The organism is Parafannyhessea umbonata, from assembly GCF_900111255.1.
In the GTDB taxonomy this organism is placed as follows: Bacteria; Actinomycetota; Coriobacteriia; order Coriobacteriales; family Atopobiaceae; genus Olsenella_J; species Olsenella_J umbonata_A.
The window spans coordinates 75,766-95,814 of record NZ_FOGP01000006.1 but is presented as its reverse complement, the minus strand read 5'-3'; the positions used below and the strand labels follow the sequence as shown (position 1 = coordinate 95,814).

The following is a 20,049-nucleotide window of genomic DNA, read 5'->3' as shown; positions in this document are numbered from 1 at the left end:
TCCGATTACGGTGGCCAATGAGCTTCCGCCGGCGAATCCGGGCGACCAGGCGGCGGCAGCAACCTAATTCGGGGGATCTCCGGTCTGTCACGCACAGGAGATCCGACCTTGCGGGCGCCTGCGGCCCTCCTGTGCCGCCGTCCGACAGGAAGAAGGCTCCCACATTCGTTTGAGTTATGAATGTGTCTTCACAACTTGTGTCAGTGCAGGTAAATGGCCTGTAATCGCCTAATTGGCTTATCTCATTCCTACCTAGAGACGGTGCGAGAGAAAAAATCTCAAATTGTCGTTGGCCATTCCAGAACACCGTGCTACTATAGCTCTCGCACCAACCCCATGTCGGAGTGGCGGAATTGGCAGACGCGCTAGCTTGAGGTGCTAGTGACTGACTAAAAGGTCGTGCGGGTTCAAGTCCCGCCTCCGACACCACGATCTTTCAAGGGACCCGAAAGGGTCCCTTTTTTTATTTGAGCAACTTTCGCGGACCTCTCCGGAAAGCGCTTCCTAACCAAGGACCAATCCCCGAGCAACGCTCGCGCAACGAGTCTGAAAGCCTTCGATCGTAGCATCGGTCTTACAGCGCCACCGCCAGATCGGCTGTCGGTGGCCACCGATGGCAAGCGGGGAAGGGGTTCAGAATGATCAAGCAGGTCACGGCGTTTCTGCCAAACAAGCCCGGCGTGCTCATGCAGATGAGCAAGGTCTTAGGCGATGCAGGGATTCAGATTCTCGGCCTTATGGTGGCTGACTCAAGCGACTTCAGCGCAGTGCGCTTCACCTGTGACTACCCCGTCCGCGCATGCAAGTCGCTTCAGGAGGCGGGCATCCAGGCCGCCGTCACTGAGGTTCTCGCCATCGCGGTTCCCGACGTCCCCGGTGGCCTCTCGACCATCCTTGCCCGCCTGGTCTCCGCCGACCTTAACATCGGCTACGCCTACTGCTGCACGATAGGCGGCCGTGTGGTCGACATCATCAACGTCTCGAGCGAGCCGGTCGAGGTGAAGCTCGCAGAGATTGGCTTCCTCGGCATGAGCGCGGAGGAGCTTGGCATCCACGAGTAACCTACGTTCCGCAGTGGGTATCCTAGTGTGCAGAACGCGACCAGGAGACCCACATGCCAGACGCAAGCCCCCAACAACCTAGAATCCTTCAGCCAAGCACCCGGCAGTCAGAGGCTGGCGACCAGTCAGCTGCCGGCCGGCTCACTAAGTCCAAGCCAATGACCGATGACGCTCTGGCTGCCGTCCTGTCGCTCATGAGCGAGGCTGTAATCGCCTTTGACGGCTCCGGTAGGGTGCTGCTGGCCAATGAAGCGGCCCAAGGGGTCTGGGGGCTCTCTCGCGCCTCTCTGATGGGCCTGAGCGTGCGTCAGCTGTTCCTCGGGTGTGATGGAAGGCCCGTCGAGGCTCCGGACGTGGTCGCGCCTGCGCCCTCCCCAGAGGGCGAGAAGGGCGCGGGTCCCGTGCCCACGCTCGCCTTCGACCTAGGGGAGCTTCCCTTTTCGCTTGACGGGCAGTCCTGCTCCGCCTTCGCCCGGCGCTCGGATGGCGCCTCGTTCCAGGTGAACCTTAGGTGCGAGCGCATCAGCGCCGCGACGCCGGACCTCTTCGGCTCCGCCCTCCGCGATGCGGCTGTTCAGGGCCCCTCTGCAACCACCGTGCGCTATGTACTGGTTGCCCGAGAGCACAGCGAGGAGCTTGCGAGCGACCGCGAGCACGAGCGTCTCGTCGAGGAGCTCTCCCGCTCCAACCGCAGGCTCTCCGGCACGCTCAGCATCGTGCTCGCCACGCTGGACTCAGAGGACGTAATGACGCTCTTCTCGCGCGTGCTCGACGAGATTGCGAGCACGATGGAGGCTACGGGTACCATCTTCTACGTCGCGGGGTCGGACGGATATCATCTGCGTGGCACCAGCACGGGGCTCGACTGCCCCCACCTCGCGCGCTTCATGTCATTCGACCGCACGATCGACAAGCTGACCACGCAGCAGGGCCACGCGCTCAGGCTGCGCGCCCTCTCGCCCGACCCGGAGGCGCTGCGCCAGGGCCGTCTCACCCACCGCGAGGTGATGGACGAGGAGACGGGCGAGACCTACCAGGTCCGCGTCGAGCACATGCCGCCGTTCGCGAGCTTTATCGCGGTACCGGTCTGGTTCGGCAGCCACGTGATAGCGATGATCGAGGTCGGCTGGGGTCGCATGCATCCGACGCGTCGCGAGGACGCCGAGCTGCTCGACGCCGTCGCACAATACCTGTCCGTCCAGCTCGTGGGCGCGTTCTCGGCCATGCGCGAGCAGCGCGAGCAGAGCCTGCAGGAGGCCTCGTCTCGCATCCGCGAGATGCTCATGAGCCAGGGCGACGTGGACGAGGAGGGCATGGCCCTCGCGCTCGACGACGCGGCCGCCACCGTCGGTGCCGCCTTCGTCCCAGCCGAGCTTGCAACCGACGGCTCGCTCATGGCTCAGGTGACCCTGCCCACGGGAGCTCTCTGCGAGCTGGACCTCTCCTCGCACCTTTCTGCCAAGGGGCACTCTGACGCGAGCGTCGTGACCATCGACGAGGGCTCGGAGCTGTCCTGCGAGCTGGGCCGCGAAGGTGGCCCCTGCGTGGGCGTGGTGGTTGACCTCGGTCGTATCGAGGGGATCCGTCGCGTGTTCCTGCTTTTGCGCGACGCGGACGACGAGCCGCTCGACGAGCTCGAGCTCGCCTTCGTGGGCCGCGTGGCCGAGGGCGTCAAGGGCCTGGCCCAGGGCGGCGAGGTGCGTCGCCAGCAGAAGCACATCGCCCAGGCGCTCCAGACCGGAATGAAGAACGAGCTGCAGGACGTGGTGGGCATAAGCGCGTCAGGAATCTACTCGTCCGCCACCCAGGCGGCCGTCATCGGCGGCGACTTCTACGACCTGATTCGCCTGCCCGACAACCGGGCGTGCGTGATCATGGGCGACGTCAGCGGCAAGGGCGTCGAGGCCGCGTCGGTCTCGGCGGCAGTCAAGACCGCGCTGGGCGCCTACTCGTGGCAGGGGCTTCCGCCCTCGCGCATGGTGCGACTGCTCAACGAGTTTCTGCTCGGGTTTTCGCGCCTCGAGACCTTCGCCACGCTCTTCGTCGGCATGATTGACCTTGTGACCAGCCGCATCACCTACTGCTCGGCGGGTCATCCCCCCGCAATGATGGTTCGCGCGAAGACAGCCGAGGTCGAGGCTCTCAACGTCCAGTCCGGTGTCGTGGGCGCCTTCCACGACATGGGCTATCACGACGGCATCGCCCGCTTCGACACGGGCGACATGTTGCTGCTCTATACCGACGGCACCACCGAGGCCCGCGCCATCGACGGCTCCTTCTTCGGGGAGGACGGCCTGCGCGACGCGGTCGTGCGCGAGTGGGCGCTGGGCTTCGAGGGCGTGCTCGACCGCCTGTTGGGCGATCTCGACGTGTTCACGGACCGCCACCTCGAGGACGACGTGGCCATGGTAGCGCTGCGCTTCGACGGCCTGCCCGACTCGCCGCAGCCCGCCGCGACCCAGTCCGACTCCAGCCAGCTCGACTCGTCGCAGCCTGCCGTCAGCCAGCCCGGCTCCGGCCAGAGTGCTTAGTGCCAGAGATTTGTGGGAACAAGCAAGGTATGGAGAGAAGAGCCTACATAGCCCAGGTGCCCATCGACTGCGACCTGGACGTCACCACCGTACAACGCTCACGCAAGGTGATAGACGGCCTGATTGACGACGGCTGTCGGCGTATCGTGCTCAACATGAGCGGATGCTCCTACCTCGACTCGGCGGGCATGGCCCTCCTGTTCAGGGAGATTCGTCGCATGCGCGAGGCGGGCGGTCTAGTCTCTCTCGTCAACGTGAGCGACCGTGTTCTGCGCTCCCTCAGGATCGCGCGCGTGGTCGACTTCGCGCCCGTCACGGGGGCGGGGGCGCACCGCGAGGTGGCAGACCTCGACCCCACGGTGGTGCCCAACTGGCGCACCACCCTCAGCGTGGACGCCCGCCACCTGTCGCAGACCCGTGCGCGCGTCGAGCAGCTGGTGGGTCGCATGCCGTTCTCGCCTGACCAGATGTTCGACATCACCCTTGCGGTGGGGGAGGCCATGGGCAACGCGGTCGACCACACCTCCGGGGAGGGCGCGCTGGTCACCATCGCCAGCTATCCCGACCGCGTGGTGATCGACGTGACCGACGTCGGCGACGGCTTCGAGGTCCGCAGTGCCTCAGACATCCCGCATGCCGGAGCCGCCGACGAGCGCGGCCGCGGCATCAGGCTCATGCGCCTGCTAGCCGACTCGGTCACCATCTCGCGCAGGGGCACGGGCAAGGGCACGCGCGTGCGCCTCGTGAAGCTCGTGCGAAGCGCGCAGTAGCCTGCGACCGCCCTCCACGTCGCCTGCACCTGCCTGCCAGATGCGCCGTCTCGCCCCAAGCTCGCCAAAAATACCGTATCTACCTCGCCATTAGCTGGCCACTGCAACCATCTTGAAGCCGCCGGCCAGCCCAGTGCGACCCGTCGCGCGGCCCCGCGCCAACTTTTTTCAAATTAATGCTTGCATCCGCACGCACCCTCACGTATATTATCTCCTGCGTCGCGGGCTTGGCGCAGTTGGTAGCGCGCCACCTTGCCAAGGTGGAGGTCGCGGGTTCGAACCCCGTAGCCCGCTCCATGATTTATCTGGAGCCGATTCACTCGGCTCTTTTCATATTCGGCGAGATGGCCAAGTGGTAAGGCAGAGGCCTGCAAAGCCTTTATCCCCGGTTCGAATCCGGGTCTCGCCTCCAGTAAACTCGGGAGCACCTGCGAAAGCGGGTGCTCTTTTCGCGTAGGCACGGCCCAGGGGAGAAGAACATGCCATACGACGCCACAGACGCATCGCCCACGGCACCCGCTGCCGCGCCCGGACGCCCCGCCCCGCACACCTGCTACCTCGACTACGCCGCGGCCACGCCCATGGCCCCCGAGGCGCTCGAGGCCATGCTCCCGTACCTGAGCGAGCGCTTCTGCAACCCCAGCGCGCCCTACGCCCTGGCCCGCGCGGCCAAGGCCGACTTCGAGGACGCCCGTGCCCGCCTCGCCCACGTCATCGGCGCGCGGCCCGACAACGTGACACTCACGGCTGGCGCAACCGAGGCCAACAACCTGGCCTTTGCCGCCGTGGACGGCCCTGTCCTCACCGTCGCGACGGAGCATGAGAGCACCCTGCGCGTGGCCGAGGCCCGCGAGCACGCCTTCGTGCCCGTCTCCCCAGAGGGTCTCGTGGACCCGGCCGAGGTTGCGCGTGCGCTCACGCCCCAGACCCAGCTTGTCTCCATCAGCCTCGCCAACGGAGAGATTGGCTGCGTCCAGCCCATCCGCAGGATCGCCCAGGTGGTGCGCTCCGAGCGCATGCGCAGGCTTGAGGCGGGCCAGAAGTGCCCCCTCCTTCTGCACACCGACGCCTCCCAGGCGGCCGGCAACGTGTCGGTCAACGTGTCGACTCTCGGGGCCGACCTCGTGACGCTCTCCGCGGCCAAGGTCTACGGCCCCAAACAGGTTGGTCTTCTCTGGGCGGCAGATGGCGTCGAGTTGCGCCCGCTCACCCTGGGTGGCGGACAGGAGCGCGGCGTGCGCTCCGGAACCGAGAACGTGGCCGGCGTGGTCGCGTTCGCCCGCGCGCTCGAGCTCGCGGAGGAGCTGCGCCCGCAGGAGTCGCGCCGCCTGGCTATGCTTCGTGACGGCCTCCAGGGCCGCATCATGGCCGCGTTCCCGTGGGCGTGGGTGTCGGGGCCCCGCTCCGGCAAGAGTCGCCTGCCGGGCCTCATGCACGTGTCGTTTCCCGGCCTCGAGGCACGACGCCTGGTCATCCTGCTCGAGCGCGTCGGCGTCTGCGTGGGCACGGGATCGGCCTGCGCCGCCAGCAAGATGCGCGTCTCGCACGTGCTGCGCGCCGTCGGCGTGCCAGACGATGTCGCCGCGGGCTCGCTGCGCATCACGCTGGGCCGCCCCACCACAGCCGAGGACGTCGACTACGCCGCACGGGCCATCTGCGACGCCGTGCGCCAGGAGGCGGGCCGCCTCGGCATCGACCCCGCAACGGGCAGGAAGGACGTGATCTAGCGTGGGCAAGAGGGTCTATCTCGGCATGAGCGGCGGCGTCGACTCGTCGCTCTCCGCCGCGCTCCTGCTCGAGCAGGGCTACGACGTTAAGGCCGTCTACATGCGCAACTGGTCGCGCGACCTGCCCGGCTTCAAGTGCACTTGGGCCGAGGACCTCGCCGATGCGGAGCGCGTCTGCGTCACGCTGGGGCTCGACCTCGAGGTGTGGGACTGCGAGCGAGAGTACAAGCAGACCGTCGTCGACTACCTCGTCGACTCCTATGCCCACGGCCTCACGCCCAACCCCGACGTCATGTGCAACCAGACGGTCAAGTTCGGCACCTTCGCGGACCGCGCCTTCGCCGAGGGGGCGGACTATGTCGCGACGGGCCACTACGCCCGCGCCGTGGCCGATCCCGCCGACCCCGCCGGCGCCACCACGCGCCTCATGCGTGCCGCCGACGAGCACAAGGACCAGACCTACTTCCTCTGGCGTGTTCCCCGCGACATCTTCGCGCGCACGCTCTTCCCGGTGGGCGGCATCGCCAGCAAGGCCGAGGTTCGCGCCATGTGTGCCGAGCGCGGCCTGGGCGTCGAGCGCAAGCCCGACAGCGACGGCATCTGCTTCGTGGGCGAGGTCGGCATCCGCACCTTCCTGCTCGACACCCTCGAGCGCCGGGCGGGTGACATCGTCGACTGGGAGACGGGCGCCGTCCTCGGCCGCCACGACGGAGCCTTCTTGTTCACCGTGGGTCAGCGCAAGGGCCTCAACCTGGGCGGCGGGCCCGCCCGCTACGTCGTCAGGACGGACGTAGAGAAGAACATTGTCTACGCGACCGCAAACCGTGACTGTCCTGCGCTCTGGACCTCCTCCATGGATCTTGCCGATGTCCACCTGGTCGCCGAGGACCTGCCCGAGGGCGACTACCTCGTGCGCACGCGCCATACCGGCGAGCTACGTCGCGCCCACGTGACGCTGACGCCGTCTGCGGAGCACTCGCAAGCCCCCTGTGCGGAGGCCTCTGCAGCCTCCTGCCAGCAGGCCGGCCTTGCGGCCCGCATCGACTTCGCAGAGCCCCTGCGCACGGTCGCGCCTGGCCAGAGCGCGGTTATCTACGACGGACTGCGCTGCATGGGCGGCGGCATCATCCAACGCCCTTGCGACTAGCGCTCCTCACACGCTCGTCGCGTTACCAAGTGGGGTCCGCAGCGTCCCGTCCGCCGTTTCCGCATACAATGGCACAGTCCGAGACCGCAAGGGGAGGGCCGTGCCCGTGTTGCGCGCCGTAGCGTGTCCGCGTGGTCGCGTCCGTCCGCCCCGCGCCACCTAAGGGAGAGATACACATGGCTGCCCTCAGCATTCTCATCATCATGCCGATCATGCTTCTGTTCGGGTGCTTCTACCTTCTGTACATGGTTGCCCTCACCACGCTCACGAGCCCGGCCATCTTCGTGTTCCTCGCGGCGGCCGTGCTTGCGGGCGTCTCGATCTACCTTGCGGCACGCATCCCGTACCGCAAGTTCGTCAAGCATGAGGAGGTCGACGTCAAGCACGACGCCATCGCCCCCATCATGTGCTACGTCTTCTCGGTTGTCCTCAACGTGATCGCGATCATGTATGTGTGGGGACTGGTCGTCGCGGCGATGTTCGAGTAGCGCGATTGGTAGCACATCTCGACTACCTGCGATTTCACGATTTCTCGAACTAATTGTGAAGGAATCGAAATTGTCGGTTGCGTTTGGTTCTTAGTTACCGTATAGTAGCTACCGCGCTGAGGCACCCCACCCCAGCGAGACAAATTCGGGCGTTTAGCTCAGGGGGAGAGCGCTTCCCTGACACGGAAGAGGTCAGAAGTTCAAATCTTCTAACGCCCACCATGAATTCTCAGGTCATCGTGTACGCGGTGGCCTGTTTTCGTTTAGGACACCAAGCTGGACGCCAAAGCAGATGCCAGAAATGTGACCCCACCAAAACAGAGCGTTGGTGGGGCCATGGACAATTTCAGATTCGACGCATTTCAGATTTTGACGCGTGCTTCTGGGTGGCCGCAAGCTAGCGGTTGCCCCAGCTCTCTTCTTGTGACTCGACGCTTCGTCCCGAGCTGTCGGCGGCGTTGATGGTGATGTCCCATTGGTAGCCCTCTTCAAGCACGACGAGGCAGGGGTCGCCCTCGACCGAGTTGAACACCATGGACTCGTAATGCCCGTCGGGTCCGAACTGCTCGTCCTCGCCGTACCACTCGGTTCCGGTTGAGTCTTTCACGTAGTACTCGCCGCCCGGCAGCCGCGTCTCCACAGAGCCTCCGCCCTTGATGAACACGGTTTCGACGAGCGTGTTGTCCTTCGTGTACACCGAGATGTAGGTTCCCGTGCCGGCGCCGTCGTCGTTGACGATGAAATTGAGGATCATGTTGTTGCTGGTCATGTTCGGGTCGTGGAAGAGCTCGCCGGTCTCCGGCATGGGCTGCGCGCACTCGGCGGCGCGCTGCTCCCAGTCGCCGTATTCGCTCTTCTCGTAGGCCTCTTTCGCGCTGTAGTACTTGCCTTGCTCGTACAGGGCACCGGCGCGGTCGTACTCGGCCTTTGCGGCTTCGTCGGAGCTGGGGCTGTTGGGGTCTGATTCGGCGCTGCCGAACGCTTCGGTTCCCGAAGACGAAGGGCTGTCCCCGCTGCAGGCGACAAGGCCCAGCGTTAGCGCGAGCGTGCAGCACGACAGAATGGTTGCCAGGGTTTTCCGCATCGGTTCCACCCCTCCCGAACGCTTGCGAATCGTTGAGTTTAGTGTACCCAGGGGAAGAATCGCCCATGAGGCCGAATCGGATTGGCGGTGCCAACCAAACGCGGGCTGGCCGTCGCTCTTCCTCAGGGCCTGGGTCGCCTTTCGACCAGTCCTGCCGACAGGGCCAGAAGCGCGCACGCGATCAGCGCGGCGAGCTCCTCTGTGCGCAGGGGGTCTTCCGTTGTCGGGACGCCGGCGCGCGCATTCGCCCTGGAGGGGGCCTCTGTTGCCGTCGCGTCGCCGCTTGCGCCCGCCTCTGGGGAAACGTCCGCCTTGGACGCGCCGTCGCCTGCATCCGCCTCTGAGGGGTTCTCCCTTGGCGGGTCCGCTTCCGGCTTCGTCGTCGGGTCAACCGTCGGATCCGTCTCTGGCTCGGCCGCCAGTCCTGTCGCTGCCAGGACGATGTCGTCGGGGGACAGCTCCTGGGTCGCCTCGGCGTCTGCGAAGAGCTTCCCGCAGATCGTGCACTCCCAGTACTCGATGGTCCCGTCCGTCTCGCTCGTGGGCGCCACGGCCTCGTGGTGCACCAGGACGTGGTCACAAGGCTGTTCTCCCCGCACTTCTCCGCGGCGTATGTAGGCGCCTTCTCCGTCGTCCGACATTGCGGTGAAGAAGACGCAGACCTGCGATGGGCTCCGGTCCGCCGGGGTGTCGTTGAAGTTGCCCACGCCGTACTGGGGGAGGGTCAGGTAGTCGCCCATCACGCTCGCGTACGTCTTGTTCCACGACTTCGCGTCGAAGAACGCTCGCTTCGTGATCGGTCGGTCACCTAGGATGGCCATGCCGCCGTCCGTCGTGCTCTCTATGAACAGGGGCATGATGGCCGGATGGTGCTTGGTGCCGTTTACGTTGCCCGGGTCCCAATAGAAGATGCTCACGTCAACGTGCCAGAACACGAGCCCGCCGTCGGGGCTAAGAGACCCGTAGGTTGGCCTGAGGGCCTCGTCCCACCCGTGGTAGCGACGATTCTCGACCAGGTAGTACTCGTCCTTGCACCCATTTACATGGATGAGCGCGCAGACGTAGCCCGAGTCTTTGGGCGCGACGGAGTAGTCCTGCGCGGTGACCAGGATGGTGTCGCCCTCTTTTTCGAGCTCGATGTAGGAAATCCACCCAAGCGTAAGGCGGCACGTCTCGTTCATGGGCCCGAACGTGAACTGCCCGAGCGACATGTCCTCGTAGTAGGCCGCCAGCGATTCGTCGTCCTCGAATATGGTCTCGCCCCAGTCGAAGTCGTCCCGGTACGGGGTGCCCTCGAAGCCCACCACGACGACGAGCAGGGGCATGGTCTTCTTGGCCGACGTCTCGCCCTGGTCACTCTCGGGCACCTGTGGCTGGGCGTTGCCGGGCGACTGGGATTGGGTGTCCAGGGTGGATGAGGGGTCTCCTGTTGACGCCGGGTGGCTCGCGTTTATGTCATCGAGCGTAACGAGAACGCCGGTATGAGAAGGACATCCCATGCCGCTTGTCTCAGCCTCCGAACCTGGGGCGGGGCATACCGCGAGGGCGGCTGCCGGAAAAAGGGCAAGGCACAGGGTCAACGCCGCGGCGACTGCGAGCGAGAGCGCAGAAGCACGAGTTATCGCAGTCCGGTTAGCGCCCATCCGCATTGCCTATCTGCGAATTGCCCGCGACGGCATCGCGGGCAATGTCATGTTCGCGTTTGCGGAATGTCGCTCAGACAACAAGGAAGAAATCGCTATTGACGACTGGGAAGACTTATTCGGTGAAACGAGCGACGAACCTGAAGCGACGGGCGAGGGTTTGGGGTTCGAACGCAGCGCGCCGTGCTTCGCTCGTCTGGCGTGAGACGAATTGGCGTTGACAATGGTGTTTGCGAATGCATTTGTCGCTCAATCAGATTGTCGTCCTTTTTTCGTTAATCGCAACTCTACTGAGCATAGGTAGTGTTGTTCTAGATTGCGTGCAAGACTGTTCTCAGGAGAACTGTTCGCCGTGATAAGGTGTGGCGAGGTGAGGACGGGAGCGCGATATGGACCGCTACGTGACCGGGGCGTTGATCAAGAGTCTTCGCGAGGAATCTGGCATGACCCAGCAGCAGCTGGCCGCGCGCATCGACGTTGGTGACAAGGCCGTCTCGCGCTGGGAGTGTGGACGGGGATACCCCGACATCACGCTGCTTGAGCCTCTTGCACGAGCCTTGGGTGTTTCTGTTGCCGAGCTTGTTGCCGGAAGTGACGTGAGGAACGCGAACCGATCGTCCAACATGCTCAGGGCCAGGCTCTACGTCTGTCCCGTTTGCGGGAATGTACTTCAGGCGACGGGGGAGGCTATGGTTTCGTGCTGTGGCATCACGCTACCCGCGCTTGAGGCCGACCCCGCCGAGGGCGAGCATGAGGTTCGGGCGGCGTGCGTTGAGGACGAGCTCTACGTGTCCGCGGAGCACCCTATGGGCAAGCTTCATTACCTGTCATTCTTGGTGGCGGTATCGCCTGATCGCGTGCAGCTGGTGAAGCTCTATCCCGAGGGGCCTGCTGCGGCTCGTTTCAGACTTGCGGGCGTCAGACGCGTGTACGCGTACTGCAACCGCCATGGGTTGTTCTACAAGGACCTCCGCTAGGCGCTCTGACGCTGAGGTTTGCGCGGTTGCGGGGTTGTTGTGCCTGCCGCTCGGCCAGACCGATTCGACCGCTCGCACACTCTTAGGCGAATGGCGCCGCTTGGGTCTGCGACATTGGCTATCCTGCACGGTGTGTTGCAGGAAAGTGATCGCATACTGCCCCGTGCGAGCTTGACCTGCCCACCAGACGTCATGGTTATGCCGTGGCGTCTGGTGGGCAGGTCTTTTTTATGGCCGCGTTTGGCCGCAGCTCAGGGACGCGAAGCGCATCGGAGGGCAAAGCATGAGGCTGCGCAAGGTGTTCAACAACAACGCCGCCCTGGTGGTTGGCGACGACGACAGGGAGTTCGTTGTCACGGGCAGAGGTGTGGCCTTCCAGAAGAGGTCCGGCGACGAGGTGGCGCCTGAGAGCGTCGAGAAGGAGTTCCACCTTTCGTCCCGAGAGACCAGCGACCGGTTTGAGAAGATCCTCTCGTCCATTCCCGTTGAGGAAGTAGAGCTGGCGAGCCGAGTCGTGGACGAGGCCAAGATGCGCATGGGGCGCAGGATTCAGGACTCGATCTATGTCTCGCTGAGCGACCACATTCACTTTGCGTTGCAGAACGAGACCCGCGGGATTCGCGTGCAGAACAACCTGCTGCTGGACATCAAGCGCTTCTATCCGGAGGAGTTTGCCGTCGGGATGCGCGGGCTCGAGGTCATCCGGGAGGAGCGCGGAGTGAGCCTGCCGGAGGACGAGGCAGGCTTCATTGCGCTGCACATAGTCAACGCCGAGACGGAGAACTCGATTGACACCAACGGGGTCGAGCGCGCGACCAAGATCATCGAGGAGATAGTCGGCATCGTGCGCGACTACTTTGGCTGCTCCCTTGCGGAGGGCTCCCTGGCGTACTTCCGCTTTGTCACGCACCTCAAGTACCTCGCGCACCGGATTGCCTCGTGCGCGACATTCGGCGACGACCAGCAGAACGAGGCGCTTCTTGCGGTCATGGGTCAGACGTATAGGGAGCCCTACCTGTGCGCCTCGACCGTGAGGGACTTCGTCAGGGGCCGCTACGACGTCGACATGGGCAACGAGGAGCTTCTGTACCTGGTCATACACATCCAGCGTGCCGTTTCGGGAGGTGCGTAGCGCGGACGGTTGGATGTGCGGGTGTTGGGCAACGCGGGAAGGCGAGAAAGGAAGGCGACCATGGCGGACAACAGGCAACTGGCGCAGTTCATCGTCGACAACGTTGGCGGAGGCGACAACATCGAGAGCGCCAACCACTGCATGACGAGGCTGCGCATCAAGCTGAGGGATGACTCCAAGGCGAACCGCGCGGCGCTCGATGCGCACGAGGGCATCATCTCGACCCAGGTGGCCGAGGGCAAGCTTCAGGTGATCATTGGCACGCAGGTGGGGGAGGTCTACGAGCAGCTGGTGCGCATTACGGGCCCGCATGAGCAGAAGACGGGCGAGCTCCAGAAGAAGGGCTCGCTCCTGAACCGCTTTGCGGCGCTCATCACCAAGATCGTGGTGCCCTCGCTTGGCGTGCTCTGCGCGTGCGGCATCATCGCGGGAATCAACTCGATCCTGCTTGCGACCGGCGTGATTGCCGCCGGCGACGGCGCGAATGTGCTTCTGTCCAACCTGGGCAACGCATGCCTGACGTTCTTCCCGGTCATCCTGGGCTACACCAGCGCCGTCGCCTTTGGGATGGACCCCTTCGTGGGAATGATCCTGGGCGCGTTTCTGATCTTCCCGGGGGTGGTGGACTCGCTGGCCTCGGGCGATGCGCTCTTCTCGCTGTTTGAGGGAACGCCCTTTGCGATGCCGGTCTACAAGACGTTCTTTGGGATTCCCATCGTCTTCCCGACAACGGGCTACACCTCGACGGTCGTTCCCATCATGCTGGTCAACTGGCTCGCGTCCAAGGTCGAGGGCTGGCTCAAGGCTCACCTGCCGGCCGTGACCAAGCAGTTCATGGCGCCGTTCGTCACCATCCTGGCGTCCGGAATCGTCGGCGTGCTGGTCATCGGTCCCGTTTCGATCCTGATTCAGAACGCACTGCAGGCGGGGCTCGATGCTCTTATTGGCACCTCGCGGATTCTGGCCTTCGCGGTCATCTGCCTGATCTACCAGCCGTTGGTCATCTTCGGCCTGCACTGGCCGCTCATCACGCTGGGCCTCATGGAGTTTGCGACCGGCGGAAGCACGCTCATAGTCGCGGCCATCTTCCCCGCGAGCTTTACGCACATGGCGGCCTGTCTTGCCGTTTTCCTGCGCAGCAAGAGCACGGGTATGCGCAACGTGGCCCTACCGGCCTTCCTGAGCGCGTGCTTCTGCATCATCGAGCCGTCCATCTACGGCGTCACCCTGCCGGTCAAGAAGCGCTTTGGCTACTGCATGGCCGGCGGCCTGGTGGGTGGGCTGATCGTCGTGCTGACCAACTCGCCGATGTTCGCCATCAGCATGGGCGTGACCGGATTCATGTCGTTCGTCGATCCCGTTTCGCATAGCTTCATAGGGCTGGTGTGGTGCGTCGTCGCGTGCCTTGCCGCCATGACGGTGACGTTCCTCTTGACCTGGCTCAGCTACCGTCCCGACGAGGACGGCGCGGAGAAGAGCTCGCATGCCGGCTCGGGCCCTGCTGACTCCGGACACCACAAGGAGGTCATCCAGTCTCCCATGCGGGGCACGGTCAAGGGCCTTTCCGCCATGTCTGACGCGGCGTTTGGGAACGGCTCGCTCGGCAAGGGCGTCTGCATCGATCCCGCCGAGGGCAGGGTGGTCGCTCCCTGTGATGGCGTCGTGTCCGCGCTGTTCCCCACGGGCCACGCCATCGGCATCATCTCGCAAGGTGGCGCCGAGGTGCTGATTCACGTGGGAACCGACACCTTCGACCTTTCCGAGGGCGCGTTTCTGCCCCAGGTGAGGAAGGGCGACGCAGTGAGGGCCGGCGAGCTCCTGCTGACCTTTGACGCGCAGGCGCTGAGGGACGCCGGTCGGGACGTGCGCACGGCGGTCGTGGTGAGCAACAGCAGCGAGTACCTCGACGTCGTAAGCTACGGAAAGGATCGGGTGGACTGCGGCGAGCCCCTGATGGTGGCGATTGCCTCCGAGGTTCCCGAGGCCGGTGCCGAGGACAACCTGGCTGGCCTTGCGATGGGAGGCGCCGCATTGGGATGAACCAAGGTAAAAGGGGAAGTCGAGAAATACAGGGGGATGGCATGCAGACTGATCTTTCGTCCAGGGTGCGCGGGGCGCTCATAGGCTGTGCCTACGGGGACGCGTTTGGCATGCCAACCGAGATGATGACCCGCGAGCTCTTGGACCGGGCGTTTCCGGGCGGTGTGATGCGCCTGGAGCCCTCGAGCCGCCTGGACTTCTTCGGCCGTCAATTCCCGGCGGGAACCGTCACGGACGACACCCAGAACACGGTCCTCGTTTGCCAGGCCATCGTCGAGGGGCAGGGGGAGTTCGAGACCGAGCGCTACCTTGGCCTCCTGCGACGTTGGGTCGCGCGAAACGCGGACCGTGCTGCCATGGTGCTGGGTCCCAGCACCGCGCGGGCGCTCCGGGCGCTGGATGACGGCGTTCCGCTGGACCAGGCAGGGCGCATGGGCACCACAAACGGATCTGCCATGAAGGTCGGCCCAATCGGTATCGTCTACGACTACCGAGACACCGTCACGCTCGTTGATGCCGTGGAACGCCTCTGCCTGCCGACGCACAACACGGGCGTCGCCATTGCGGGCGCGGCGGCTGTCGCGGGTTGTGTGAGCTATGCCGTACGCGGTGGTACCGACTTCGACGCCATGTGGGACGTGGCCCGGGACATGGCCGAAGCCGGTGCTCGTCGCGGCAACCAGCTTCCGGGGCCGCTGCTGGGCGAGCGTCTGGCGTACATGCGCGACCTGGTGATGCGCGCGATGCCCGACGAGGTCATCCGTCAGATTCAGGACTTCCTGGGCATGGGCTTCGAGACCGTTCAGACGGTTCCGGCCGTGCTTGCCATGGTCACCCTCGGCGAGGGGGACCCGCATCGGGCGGCCGTGCTGACGGCCAACACCGCGGGCGATACGGACACCGTCGCGGCCATAGCCTGTACCATCTGCGGCGCCATGAACCCCGACTTCTCGCGCGAGAAGATCGACCTGCTCCAGCGGGCGAACGGCCTCGACTTCGATGGACTGGCGGAGGGACTCCTGCCCTTCGTGAGGTAGGGGCAGATGCCGTCGGGCACTGCGTGTCGCCATCAAGTTGGGTGATCTCGGGAGGTCCGCCTGGCGGGCCTCCCTTGTTATTCGACGCTTGCGCTTGGTATGGCGCCGTCACCGTAATTGGCGTTGCTTTGCTCCGGGCACAGAACGACCATTCTCCACTACGGGGTGCAAACGAGACGTGCCTGGTTAGGCACTGTGGGCCAACCAACCTAGACAACGAGGCATTTGCGGAGGTCGTTATGACACTTCGGAGGGAGACGAGCGTTCCGCTCTACGTTCAGGTCGCTGATGTGCTCAGGGACAAGATTTACTCTCATGAGTGGGAGGCCGGCTGCAAGATACCCACGGAGTATGAGCTCTGCGGCCTGCTGGGCGTGAGCCGTGGCTGCGTGAAGAGAGGTATGAGCTCGCTCGTCTCTGAGGGTCTTCTCGTCCAGTGCCGTGGCAGGGGCACGTTTGTCACCGACCGCAAGGCCATCTCTCACCCGACGGGAAATACGCTCCTCTCGTTTGCCGAGTCGTTGCGTTCTCAGGGAATAAAGTTTGAGACCAGGCAGCTCGGCGCTGAGATCGTCCCTGCCGACGCGCATCTTGCCAGGATGCTCTATATCTCGGAGAGTGACCCCGTCTTCTTCCTTCGGAGGGTGCGCTTGGTCGAGGGCAAGCCGATCATGTACATCGAGAACCGCATTCGTGCCGAACTGGTTCCCGACATCGAGGAGGTCGACTTCTCGAAAGCCACCCTTTTCGAGACGATGGAGCGCCTCGCGGGGAGGAGGATCGGCTTCTCGAACGCGCGCTACGACGCAGAGGTTGCGGGAGAGTCGAGGGGTAGGGCCCTGGGAGTGAGCCCGGAGTCGCCAGTACTTCATCTCGAGCAGCACATTTTCTATGCAGATGATACGCCGGCGGAGTGGGGCAACGTCTGGCTGCAGGCGTACCGATACGTCGTGGGGACGATACTGCCCAGAGCGTGACCTTCTCGTCCGCCCTCGAATGAGAGCCGCTGGCGGAATGCGCCCCCTCATTTGAGCGTTTGGATTTGGCCTATTTGACCTCATTTGTACATGAGGACGGGACCTTTGCGCGTGCAATGGGGACGACGCCTGGCGTCCATGACCCCGATGGCTCCCTCCGAGACCTTGCTTTCAGGCAAAACGCGTAAATAGAACGATAAATGTAGATGTGTCAATAAGAAATCCGTCGTAATTTGTACAAATTCACGATACTTGCATACATTTGTCCACGTTTGTATAACTGCTCACGAGCAAACAGGGCTTTTGGAGTCAAGGAGGACGACGATGCCGCTCGTGGACATGAATGCGCTGATGAGAATCGCGAAGAAGAACGGGCTTATGCTTCCGGCGTACAACTCGACGGACGTGCAGATGACGCTTGGAATTATGGACGCGTTTCAAAGGGCGGGGATGCCGGGAATCGTCCAGATTGCTCCGACGAACGTCAAGGTGACGGGCTACGAGTACATTGCGCAGACCACAAAGATGGCTGCAGAGCACTACGTGACCCCGTTTGCACTGCATCTTGACCATGGCAAGACGCTCGAGGACGTGCGCATGGCGGTATCCGCTGGCTTTACGTCGGTCATGATCGACGGGGCAGCCCTTCCGTTCGAGGAGAATATTCGCTTTTCGCGCGAGGCAGTCGACTACGCCCACTGCTATGGCATTCCCGTCGAGGCGGAGCTCGGCGCGCTTAAGGGCAAGGAGGACGATTACGTTTGTGAGGCCGATTGCCATACGGACCCGGCTCTGGTCGAGGAGTTCTGCGACCGCACCGGATGCGACACGCTCGCCGTGTCCATCGGCAACGTCCACGGCCTTGTGGAGAAGCCCAAGATTGACCTTAAGGCGTTAGCCGCCATCCACGCGGTGTCGCCAGTGCCCCTGGTCCTTCACGGAGGCTCCGGCATCCCCCTCGAGACCATCCGTGCGATGCGCCCGTTTGGCGTGATGAAGGTCAACATTGCGAGCGACCTGCGCCAAGCGTACATTCGTGCCGTCGCTAAGCGCTATGAGGCCAACCACGACGAGGCCTGTCTCGCGTCAGTCCTCATGGATGCTCGCGAGGCCGTGAGTGACGTGGCCTTCAGACTTGCCATCGGTATGAACGAGGATGTCCTCATTGGTAAGTTTTCCAGCCCCTCGACTTGGCCCGTGGCCTGCTAGGACGAGGTGCCTCCCATGGACGTTTCCTTCGATTCCGACTTTGCAAGGTGTGACCTGGACGTTGCGACCCAGGAGGAGATCTTCGAGGAGCTTGCGAGGCCGCTTGTCGCAGCGGGAAGAGTAAAGGGCGACTATGCGTCTTTCGTCCAGTCACGAGAGCTGAGGTTTCCCACGGGTCTTCCCCTGGGTGAGATGGGGATGGCTATTCCCCATACCGACCCGGAGCATGTCATCGCTCCGGCGATCTCGGTTGCGACGCTTTGCAATCCCGTCGAGTTCCACGTGATGGGCAGCCCTGACGAGACGGTTTCCGTATCCGTGGTGTTCATGCTCGCTCTCGATGACGGCCATGCGCACATCGCCTTTTTGCAGAGGGTCGTTAGGTTCGCCCAGGACAAGGCGCTTATGAGCCAGTTGATAAACGCGACGACCGATGACGACCTCTACCAGCTGGTTACCGGCTCCCTCCTGGGAGATCGATAGGTTAGGAACGCATTACTGATAGGAGTGAGCATGGCAAAGAAGAGGGTACTTTTCGTCTGCGCGACTGGCATCGCGACATCCACGGTCGTCGAGGAGAAGGTCTGCGAATACTTGCGCGAAGAGGGCATCGACTTTGATGCTGACCAACGAAACCTTGGAAGTGTCCCCAGCATCGCGGACGACTTCGACCTCATTGTGGCGACCACGCAGATTCCCTTTGAGGTCAAGGAGCCCGTTGTGAGTGGGCTTCCCTTCCTTACGGGCTTTGGGGCAGAGGAGGCGCTGCAGAAGATCAAGACGGTACTGGCTGACTAGATGGGATCGAGTGTCTTTGGGCACGTCGATAGGAAGGAAAAGAGATGGACGGAATCTATCAAGGGCTGTATGACCTTGTCCAATACATACTTGGGCTTGGGGCCATCGTCATGCTCCCGATCGTGATCTTCATTCTTGCGCTCTGCTTCGGGATCAAGCCGTCGAAGGCGTTCAGGTCCGCGCTCGTCGTTGGCATCGGCTTCGTCGGCGTCTTTACCATCTTCGCCCTGATGGGCGACCAGGTTGGTCCGGCCGCTAAGGCAATCGTCGCGAGGACGGGGCTTAACCTGCCCGACGTCGACCTGGGATGGGCGCCGCTTTCGGCCATCACCTGGGGTTCGGTGATCGCTCCGTTTGCGATCGTGCTTACGCTTGTGATCAACCTCGTCATGCTGGCCTTCAAGTGGACGAAGACCGTTGACATCGACATCTGGAACTACTGGCACTTCGCCTTTGCCGGAGCGCTCGTGTACGTTGCGACGGGCAACTTCTTCCTGGGCCTTCTAGGCTCCGCCATCGCTGCGGTCGTGGTCATCAAGATTGCTGACTGGTGCGCGCCTCTGGTGCAGAAGTACTGCGGGCTTCCTGGGATTTCGCTGCCTACGCTCTCGAGTGCGGTCTTCTTCCCGATCGGGCTTCTGGGCAATTGGGTCATCGACAGGATTCCCGGCCTCAACAAGCTGCAAGCCGACCCCGTCTACATCCAGAAACGCTTCGGCATCTTCGGCGAGCCTATGATGGTTGGATTCATGCTGGGCGTGCTGCTGGGCCTGCTCGCGGGGTATGACTTCAAAGGCATCATCTCGCTTGCCATCTACCTGGCGGCTGTCATGTATATCCTTCCGCGTATGGTGCGTATCCTCATGGACGGCCTCATTCCCGTGTCCGACGGCGTCAAGGAGTTCATGGCACACAAGTTTCCGGACCGCAAGGACTTCTACATCGGCCTCGACATCGCTGTCGCCATCGGAAATCCTGCGATTATCGCGACAGGCCTCTTGCTCACCCCGATCGCCATCCTGCTGGCCTTTGTCGTTCCTGGCAACGAGACGCTTCCCGTTGCAGACCTCGCAAACCTTGCGGTGTTCTGCTCCATGATCGTCGTCGCATGCAACCAGAACATCGTCAGGGCGGTCATCATCGCGATTCCGTGTCTCATTGGCGACCTGCTGATTTGCTCTGCAGCATCCCCGCTCATCACCAAGCTCGCCACGACGGTCGGATACGACATGTCCGCTGCGGGCGGGAACAACATCACTGCGTTCCTCGATGGCGGCAACCCGTTCCGCTACCTGATCTACCAGGTTTTCTCTGGCAACATGATTGCCGTTGTCGCTGCGGTTGCGACTGCTGCCCTGGTGTTCCTTACCTACAAGCTCACCTTCAAGCAGACTCATCCGGGTTCTGACGCGGAGTAGCTCCCCCTGA

General features: G+C 63.4%; 17 protein-coding genes and 4 tRNA genes. 19 read left to right on the top strand and 2 right to left on the bottom strand.

Features of this window, described 5'->3' with window-relative positions:
* Positions 1-338 precede the first annotated feature (338 nt).
* The 10 genes from BMY31_RS07890 (at position 339) to BMY31_RS07845 (ending at position 7,946) form a co-directional block, all read left to right on the top strand.
* Positions 339-429 (top strand) — tRNA-Leu (locus BMY31_RS07890).
* A gap of 209 nt (positions 430-638) precedes the next feature.
* Positions 639-1,061, top strand: coding sequence for a hypothetical protein (locus tag BMY31_RS07885; RefSeq protein WP_078687137.1), 423 nt, complete (start codon positions 639-641; stop codon positions 1,059-1,061).
* 53 nt (positions 1,062-1,114) lie between these two features.
* Entirely contained in the window at positions 1,115-3,592 is a 2,478-nt protein-coding gene (locus BMY31_RS07880) for a GAF domain-containing SpoIIE family protein phosphatase (protein WP_257612397.1), read from the top strand.
* Positions 3,593-3,621: 29 nt separating this feature from the next.
* Positions 3,622-4,362, top strand: a complete 741-nt coding sequence (locus BMY31_RS07875) for an anti-sigma factor antagonist (protein WP_091009604.1) — start codon at positions 3,622-3,624, stop codon at positions 4,360-4,362.
* A 221-nt stretch (positions 4,363-4,583) separates the two neighbouring features.
* Positions 4,584-4,659: transfer RNA gene (locus BMY31_RS07870), tRNA-Gly, on the top strand.
* Between the two features lie 41 nt (positions 4,660-4,700).
* Positions 4,701-4,774: transfer RNA gene (locus tag BMY31_RS07865), tRNA-Cys, on the top strand.
* 67 nt (positions 4,775-4,841) lie between these two features.
* The gene (locus BMY31_RS07860; RefSeq protein ID WP_078687135.1) at positions 4,842-6,089 is read left to right on the top strand and encodes a cysteine desulfurase family protein; all 1,248 of its coding nucleotides are present in this window, start codon (positions 4,842-4,844) and stop codon (positions 6,087-6,089) included.
* Position 6,090: 1 nt separating this feature from the next.
* Positions 6,091-7,236, top strand: coding sequence for a tRNA 2-thiouridine(34) synthase MnmA (mnmA, locus tag BMY31_RS07855; protein WP_091009602.1), 1,146 nt, complete (start codon positions 6,091-6,093; stop codon positions 7,234-7,236).
* 176 nt (positions 7,237-7,412) lie between these two features.
* Positions 7,413-7,724, top strand: a complete 312-nt coding sequence (locus BMY31_RS07850) for a hypothetical protein (RefSeq protein WP_078687133.1) — start codon at positions 7,413-7,415, stop codon at positions 7,722-7,724.
* Positions 7,725-7,871: 147 nt separating this feature from the next.
* Positions 7,872-7,946, top strand: a tRNA-Val gene (locus BMY31_RS07845).
* A gap of 175 nt (positions 7,947-8,121) precedes the next feature.
* Here BMY31_RS07845 and BMY31_RS07840 read toward each other — a convergent pair.
* Together BMY31_RS07840 and BMY31_RS07835 are read right to left on the bottom strand one after the other, a co-directional pair.
* Positions 8,122-8,808: a hypothetical protein gene (locus tag BMY31_RS07840; RefSeq protein ID WP_091009600.1), complete on the bottom strand. Its 687-nt coding sequence runs from the start codon at positions 8,806-8,808 to the stop codon at positions 8,122-8,124.
* A gap of 122 nt (positions 8,809-8,930) precedes the next feature.
* Positions 8,931-10,307 carry a hypothetical protein gene (locus BMY31_RS07835; protein WP_143802951.1) on the bottom strand — a complete coding sequence of 459 codons (1,377 nt, stop codon included), beginning with the start codon at positions 10,305-10,307 and terminating at the stop codon, positions 8,931-8,933.
* Positions 10,308-10,840: 533 nt separating this feature from the next.
* Between BMY31_RS07835 and BMY31_RS07825 the strand changes: the two genes are divergently transcribed.
* From BMY31_RS07825 to BMY31_RS07785, 9 genes are all read left to right on the top strand, one after another.
* Positions 10,841-11,428: a helix-turn-helix domain-containing protein gene (locus BMY31_RS07825; protein ID WP_091009591.1), complete on the top strand. Its 588-nt coding sequence runs from the start codon at positions 10,841-10,843 to the stop codon at positions 11,426-11,428.
* 283 nt (positions 11,429-11,711) lie between these two features.
* Entirely contained in the window at positions 11,712-12,560 is an 849-nt protein-coding gene (licT, locus tag BMY31_RS07820; protein WP_091009588.1) for a BglG family transcription antiterminator LicT, read from the top strand.
* Positions 12,561-12,620: 60 nt separating this feature from the next.
* Positions 12,621-14,600 carry a glucose PTS transporter subunit IIA gene (locus BMY31_RS07815; protein ID WP_091009585.1) on the top strand — a complete coding sequence of 660 codons (1,980 nt, stop codon included), beginning with the start codon at positions 12,621-12,623 and terminating at the stop codon, positions 14,598-14,600.
* A gap of 41 nt (positions 14,601-14,641) precedes the next feature.
* On the top strand, positions 14,642-15,637 hold the full coding sequence (locus BMY31_RS07810; RefSeq protein WP_180371387.1) for an ADP-ribosylglycohydrolase family protein: 996 nt from the start codon (positions 14,642-14,644) through the stop codon (positions 15,635-15,637).
* A 239-nt stretch (positions 15,638-15,876) separates the two neighbouring features.
* Complete coding sequence (locus tag BMY31_RS07805) at positions 15,877-16,614, top strand: GntR family transcriptional regulator (RefSeq protein WP_091009579.1); 738 nt, start codon at positions 15,877-15,879, stop codon at positions 16,612-16,614.
* 324 nt (positions 16,615-16,938) lie between these two features.
* Positions 16,939-17,823, top strand: a complete 885-nt coding sequence (locus BMY31_RS07800) for a class II aldolase (RefSeq protein ID WP_091009575.1) — start codon at positions 16,939-16,941, stop codon at positions 17,821-17,823.
* 15 nt (positions 17,824-17,838) lie between these two features.
* Positions 17,839-18,306: a PTS sugar transporter subunit IIA gene (locus tag BMY31_RS07795; RefSeq protein ID WP_091009572.1), complete on the top strand. Its 468-nt coding sequence runs from the start codon at positions 17,839-17,841 to the stop codon at positions 18,304-18,306.
* A gap of 30 nt (positions 18,307-18,336) precedes the next feature.
* The gene (locus BMY31_RS07790) at positions 18,337-18,621 is read left to right on the top strand and encodes a PTS sugar transporter subunit IIB (protein ID WP_091009569.1); all 285 of its coding nucleotides are present in this window, start codon (positions 18,337-18,339) and stop codon (positions 18,619-18,621) included.
* A gap of 44 nt (positions 18,622-18,665) precedes the next feature.
* Positions 18,666-20,039 (top strand): PTS galactitol transporter subunit IIC, encoded by a 1,374-nt coding sequence (locus tag BMY31_RS07785; RefSeq protein WP_091009567.1) that lies wholly within the window; start codon positions 18,666-18,668, stop codon positions 20,037-20,039.
* The last annotated feature ends 10 nt before the right edge of the window (positions 20,040-20,049 follow it).